Source organism: Buttiauxella sp. S19-1, assembly GCF_022134725.1.
In the GTDB taxonomy this organism is placed as follows: Bacteria; Pseudomonadota; Gammaproteobacteria; order Enterobacterales; family Enterobacteriaceae; genus Buttiauxella; species Buttiauxella ferragutiae.
In genome coordinates this window covers 1-5,933 of record NZ_JAHWLU010000178.1, presented here as the reverse complement: position 1 = coordinate 5,933, position 5,933 = coordinate 1, and the positions used below count along the sequence as shown (strand labels likewise).

Below are 5,933 nucleotides of genomic sequence, written 5' to 3'. Positions count from 1 at the left end.
CCATTCATCTTTGGCTGCGTTGCGGGCGCGGTGGGTGGCGTGATTGTCGGTTACTGCCAGACCAGCGTATTTTCATTCGGCCTGGTTAGCGTGTTCACGTTTTCGCAGATTATTCCGTCAACTGGGGTCGATATGTCGGTGTGGGGGGCGATTCTGGGGACCGGACTGGCATTTACCCTGGCGTGTGTTACGACCTTTATCGCAGGGCTGCCGCGCAGTGAAGTGGCGACAGAAACCGTTATTGTCCAGCCAACAGAAAACGACATTCTTGCACCGATGAGTGGCACGGTACTGGCGATGGATCAGGTGCCCGATTCCACTTTCGCCAGTGGTTTACTCGGTGAGGGGGCGGCGATAATTCCGCTGACCGGTAGGGTCATCGCCCCGTTCCACGGCGAAGTCGCCTCGCTGTTCCAGACGCGCCACGCCATTGGTTTACTCAGCGATAGCGGCATCGAAATGTTGATTCATATCGGCATTGATACCGTAAAACTCGATGGGCAGTACTTCACTGCTCATGTGAAAGTCGGTGACAAAATTAAGCCCGGCGACCTGCTAATTGAGTTCGACCGCCAGGCCATTCTGGATGCGGGCTACGATCTGTCCACGCCAGTGATTATCAGCAATAGCGACGAATACACTGCGGTTACGCGTTTCACCAATGAACTTTCCATTGAATCAGGTATGCCATTCCTGACGGTAAGCCGCTAACCCATTAATTTTTGTAAAAAAGGAGAACCAGATGAAAGCATTTCCTGAGACATTTTTGTGGGGTGGAGCGATTGCCGCAAACCAGGTTGAAGGTGCATGGCGTGAAGACGGGAAGGGGGTTTCCACTTCCGACGTTCAGCCGAATGGGGTGTTAAGCCCAACGGTTGATCGCCAGCCTGGAGATTTTGGCATTAAAGACGTCGCCATCGATTTTTACCACCGCTACCCGGAAGACATTGCGTTGTTTGCGGAGATGGGGTTTAGCTGCCTGCGCGTGTCCATTGCCTGGACAAGAATCTTCCCGAACGGGGACGAAACTCAGCCTAATGAAGCGGGGCTTGCCTATTACGACCGTCTGTTTGATGAACTGGCGAAACACAACATCACGCCAATGGTGACGCTGTCTCACTACGAAATGCCGTGGGGTCTGGTGAAAAACTATGGTGGATGGGGCAACCGTGATGTGATCACCTTCTTTGACCGCTACGCCCGCAGTGTTTTCACTCGTTTTAAAAACAAAGTGAAATTGTGGCTGACGTTCAATGAAATTAACATGGCACTTCACGCGCCAATGACCGGTGTCGGGTTACCTGAAGAGAGCACTAAAGCAGAGATTTACCAGGCCATTCATCACCAGTTAGTCGCTAGTGCGCTGGCGGTAAAAGCCTGCCACGAAATCATTCCTGATGCGCGTATCGGCAACATGCTGCTGGGCGGCCTGGTGTATCCGTTGAGCTGTAAGCCAGAAGACGTGCTGGAAACCATGCAGGAAAACCGCAACTGGTTGTTCTTTGGCGATGTGCAATGTCGCGGTGAATATCCGGGTTATATGCTGCGCTATTTCCGTGACAACGACATCAAGCTGGAAATCTCTGACAGCGACCGCGAAGCGCTGAAAGCGACCATCGACTTTATCTCCTTTAGTTACTACATGTCCGGATGCGTCACTGCGGATGAAGAACTGAATGCCAGGGCACGCGGCAACATTCTGAATATGGTGCCAAATCCGCACCTGGCGAGTTCCGAATGGGGCTGGCAAATTGACCCAATCGGCCTGCGTATTCTGCTCAATAAGCTTTGGGATCGTTATCAAAAGCCGTTGTTTATTGTTGAAAACGGTTTAGGTGCTAAAGACAAACTTGAAGCAGACGGCACGGTACATGACGACTACCGCATCAGCTATCTCAACGACCACTTAGTACAAGTGCGCGAAGCTATTGAAGATGGCGTTGAGGTGTTGGGTTACACCTGTTGGGGGCCGATTGATCTGGTGAGCGCCTCGAAAGCCGAACTTTCTAAGCGTTACGGCTTTATCTACGTGGATCGTGACGATCAAGGGAATGGCACGCTTGCCCGTTCACGCAAGAAAAGTTTTAGCTGGTATAAAGAAGTGATTGCGACAAATGGGGCCAGCCTGAATGCGTGATTTGACGGCACCCTCACCCTAACCCTCTCCCCCAGGAGAGGGAACAGATCGAGTATTTCCCCCCTCTCCCAGAGGGAGAGGGCCGGGGTTAGGGCCATTCTACCCGACCATCCGCTTAATAAACCCGCGTACCCACATCAGCGCCGCATCACTGTTATGGCGCTGATGCCACAACAATGCCACTTCAAACGGTGCCATTTCCAGCGGGACGGGGCTGCTGTGTAATCCCCAAACTTGCTGCCAGTTTTCACACAAACCCTGCGGCACCGTCGCAAGCATTGGCATCATGCTTAACAAACCCGGCAACGCGGAAAAATGCGGTGTGGTGTAACTAATTTCTCGCTTCAGTCCTTGCCTGGCTAACAGCATATCAATATGGCTGCTGATGGCTTCACGGTAACTCAGCTGGACGTGCGGTTGTGCGGCATAGGTTTGCACAGACATCGGAGCTTCGGGTTGTAACTGAGCAGGATGCCAGAGCGCGACAAACTCCATTTTGGTCAGCAGTTCACGCTCCATCCAACGGGCAGATTGATTCGCCACGCTGATAACCATATCCAGTTCGCCACCTTCAAGGCGTTGTGCATCGGTAAACGGGTCGCTGGCCACCACATTCAGACGCACACCAGGAGCCTGTTCACGCAATACTGGCACCAGTTGCGGCATCAGCCACATCTCCATCCAGTCAGACATACCGATGGTGACCGTCGCTTTGGCGTGAGCCGGGTTGAATTCTGCCTGCTGGAACAACGCACTTTGCAACTGTTCAAGCAGTGGCATCAGCTCGCTGTGCAGTTCAGTGGCACGGGCCGTGGGCTGCATACGGTGACCGCTGCGAATAAACAACGGGTCGTCAAACATTTCACGCAGACGAGCAAGTGAACCACTTACCGCAGGTTGGCCGAGATGGAGTTTATCCGCCGCCAGAGACACGCTTTGCTCACGGAATAAAACCGCAAAGGCAATCAACAAGTTTAGGTCTATTTTGCGGAAATCACTTTCTTTGATAGTCATTCTTTCTCCAATCAATTGGAGTGATAATAAAACTTCGACAGTGCAGCCCGCAAGCTGAAAAAAGAAAAGGGCACCAATAAATGGCACCCATTGTCATCAAAAAATCATTTTAAACACGCCCGTTACGACCAGTAAACCAATAATAAAAATAATCAAAATGGCCCATAGAATAATTTTCATCTCAACACCCCATCTTATGGCTAGTGTCTAAACAGTATAGGCAAGGATGCTGGCCACTGAGGGAAGTCGCCTCCCGGTAAACGGAAATTGAGACAAATCGAAGATCTTTAGATAAGCGGTTTCCGTGCCGCAAGCAGGAAAATCATCGGGCGTTCTTTTTCTTCATCAAGCGCCGGGTTCTGCGCGATTTGTTCAGCGTCTGGTCCCCATTCATCAAGCTTTTCGATAACAAAACCGCTGGCAATAAGCGCGTTAATCCAGCTCGAAAGTTTGCGATGCTGTTTCTTCACACCGTCGGCAAACCAGTTACTGATCCGCACACCTTCCTGCTGATAATGATTCACCGGCCAGGATTTTTGCCCGGTCTGATCGGTCATCCAGCCTTGTTGCAACGGTGCGGTATAAATCGGATGCTCTGCCGAAAACACCAGCATACCACCGGGAACCAGCGCCTGATAAAGCGTGGCGAAAAGTGCCGGAATGTTTTCCAGATAATGCAGCGCCAGCGAGCTGTAAAACAGGTCGATGTTTTGCGCTGCTAACTGCAACTTCTCGAGATCTTCACGGCGATAAACAATCCCTGTGTCTGACGTCATCTGTTGGGCTTTTTCCAGCATTTTCAGCGAGACATCCAGCCCGACAACTTGCGCGGCACCCTGGTCACGTGCGTAGCGGCAAAACCAACCGTATCCGCAGCCTAAGTCCACCACCGTTTTACCTTGTAACGGTGGTAAAAATGTTTTCATGGTTGCCCATTCCGGTGCGCCATCCAGCCCTTTAATGGAGCGGTCGAGAGTGGCGTATCCTTCAAAAAATGCCGGGTTATCATAGATATTTAGTGTCATTGCAACTCCTGTTCGCAAAGCCGTGATTGGCACCAGAAGTCTAGTGAAGTTATTAGCCTGGGGAAAGAGTTCCCCAGGCTGAGGGGGCGCTTTACCTGTCAGAACCAAATTTCCGACTGTACGCCGAAGTTCCAGTTCCCGCCTGCGGTGAAGCCCGTGCTGCCGAAATCATCATTGATAGCATAATGATCCAGCTCTTTTGACCAGTTCATATACGTGGCAAAGAAGCGAATTTCTGGGCGTGCTTTAATATCGAAGACATTGCCGACTTTAAAGGTGGGTGCGAAGGTCAGCTTGTAGAAATCCCCTTTTACCGCCTGATAGTTATAGGTTGATCCGTCCGAGGTGTAGCTTCGGCCATTCGGATCTAAATCCATATATTGCCAGGAGGCCTCATAAAGCAGGGCGAAGTTTTGCGTAATGGCCTGTGAAGCGCGCAGGTTAAAGGTTGCCCAATCGTAACGATCGCCATCGCGATAACGGTCCTCACTGTGCTGGGCAATAACCGATGGAGCCAGTTCCCAGTTTTTACTCACCGGTACGATGCCGTAAGAGGCAAAGCGTAAGGATTTCGCATTCTCGGTTAAATCCCCGTCGCTACCAGGTTGGCGTGCTTCTGCACCCAAGCCACCGCCATATTGTAGCGCTGTCTCAGAAACACCTGGGGCCAGGCCATAGAACCTGGATTTATCATGGTAGGCCAACATCGCGTAATAGCCATTTTTGGCGGTATTATCGCTGCGCAAAGCGTAGCTTCCGGTGGTTGAGGTGTTGTCTTTTAAGTCGTCATTTCCTTGCGCTGTCATGCCGGTTAACATCAATTGCCAGTTGTTGTAGAAGTTATTGGCCGTAAACATCAGGTTCTGAATGTCATTGTCGTTGTAATTATCGCTACCGAGGTCGCCAAAATTACGCCCGTAAACGTTAAAGTCAGATTTTAATTTATCCGTCCACTGCACATCATTTATTCCTCCCCCGGTTCCACCGAGGAACATAATATCGCTATCCGTAAAGTGAATGTCGAAATTATCACGGTCAAAGCGCTTGCCTGCCCATAATATGGCGTGTTCCGCGACGCCACCGAAGCTTGCCAGATCACCCATTTCGACATAAAGCTGGCGAATATTGATATGATGGCTGTCATTATCCTGAACCCATGGGTCAGGGTTATTAGCCCCATCGGCCAACATGGTTTTGAAATGTGCCCATGAACCGTCATCAAAACTCATTTTCTTATTGAAACTTAATTCGACGTAATTATCTTTTTCATTGCCGAGGCGCCCGACATGCGCGTCGCCATTTAATGAACTTGCCGGTGAAACACCTGGTCCACCGCGACCGCCTTTCCCATGCTCATTAATCAGCAGCCCTGAACGGGCGTAAGCGGAAAACTCAAAGCCATCATCACGTTTATTTTTTTCCACCGTTTCGATCTGTTGTGTTTGTTTTTCTTGTTTCTTCGTTACCTGCGCAAGCTGTTGTTCGGCGGCGATGGTGCGCTTTTCTGCTTTATCGGCCCGGAGCCTGGCTTCACTCGCTTCTCGTTCGGCCTGATTTAATCTCGACTCCAACAATGCCAGTCTTTGTTCTATTGATAAGGGTGTTGAAGCCTGAACTGAGGAGTAATAACCCAGCCCAAAAAAGGCGCAGAGGATCCCTGCGCGAATCTTTGTGATACGCATCAATTAATTCCTTGTAAAAATCAGAGATATTTTTTTAATTAAACTTCTTGATTACATCGCACGACTCTTATTTAA

Annotated in this window: 6 protein-coding genes; 2 read left to right on the top strand and 4 right to left on the bottom strand. The window is 50.4% G+C overall.

Features of this window, described 5'->3' with window-relative positions; translation table 11 throughout:
* On the top strand, positions 1 to 711 hold a 711-nt coding region (locus tag MES37_RS23005; RefSeq protein WP_237932715.1), incomplete at its 5' end, for a glucose PTS transporter subunit IIA.
* Positions 712 to 742: 31 nt separating this feature from the next.
* A complete protein-coding gene (locus tag MES37_RS23000; protein ID WP_237932714.1) occupies positions 743 to 2,137 on the top strand; it encodes a glycoside hydrolase family 1 protein in 1,395 nt (464 codons plus the stop codon).
* Between the two features lie 99 nt (positions 2,138 to 2,236).
* Here MES37_RS23000 and MES37_RS22995 read toward each other — a convergent pair whose 3' ends face one another.
* The 4 genes from MES37_RS22995 to MES37_RS22980 form a co-directional block, all read right to left on the bottom strand.
* Positions 2,237 to 3,151: a LysR family transcriptional regulator gene (locus MES37_RS22995; protein ID WP_237932713.1), complete on the bottom strand. Its 915-nt coding sequence runs from the start codon at positions 3,149 to 3,151 to the stop codon at positions 2,237 to 2,239.
* A 96-nt stretch (positions 3,152 to 3,247) separates the two neighbouring features.
* Positions 3,248 to 3,331, bottom strand: a complete 84-nt coding sequence (yohP, locus tag MES37_RS22990) for a small membrane protein YohP (protein ID WP_072011146.1) — start codon at positions 3,329 to 3,331, stop codon at positions 3,248 to 3,250.
* 107 nt (positions 3,332 to 3,438) lie between these two features.
* Positions 3,439 to 4,176, bottom strand: a complete 738-nt coding sequence (locus MES37_RS22985) for a class I SAM-dependent methyltransferase (RefSeq protein ID WP_237932712.1) — start codon at positions 4,174 to 4,176, stop codon at positions 3,439 to 3,441.
* Between the two features lie 98 nt (positions 4,177 to 4,274).
* Complete coding sequence (locus tag MES37_RS22980) at positions 4,275 to 5,858, bottom strand: carbohydrate porin (protein WP_121813998.1); 1,584 nt, start codon at positions 5,856 to 5,858, stop codon at positions 4,275 to 4,277.
* Between the last annotated feature and the right edge of the window lie 75 nt (positions 5,859 to 5,933).

Coding starts and splice junctions, on each gene's coding strand:
- MES37_RS22995 (WP_237932713.1), bottom strand. CDS start 3,151: ATGACTATCAAAGAAAGTGATTTCCGCAAAATAGACCTAAACTTGTTG.
- MES37_RS22985 (WP_237932712.1), bottom strand. CDS start 4,176: ATGACACTAAATATCTATGATAACCCGGCATTTTTTGAAGGATACGCC.
- yohP (WP_072011146.1), bottom strand. CDS start 3,331: ATGAAAATTATTCTATGGGCCATTTTGATTATTTTTATTATTGGTTTA.
- MES37_RS22980 (WP_121813998.1), bottom strand. CDS start 5,858: ATGCGTATCACAAAGATTCGCGCAGGGATCCTCTGCGCCTTTTTTGGG.
- MES37_RS23000 (WP_237932714.1), top strand. CDS start 743: ATGAAAGCATTTCCTGAGACATTTTTGTGGGGTGGAGCGATTGCCGCA.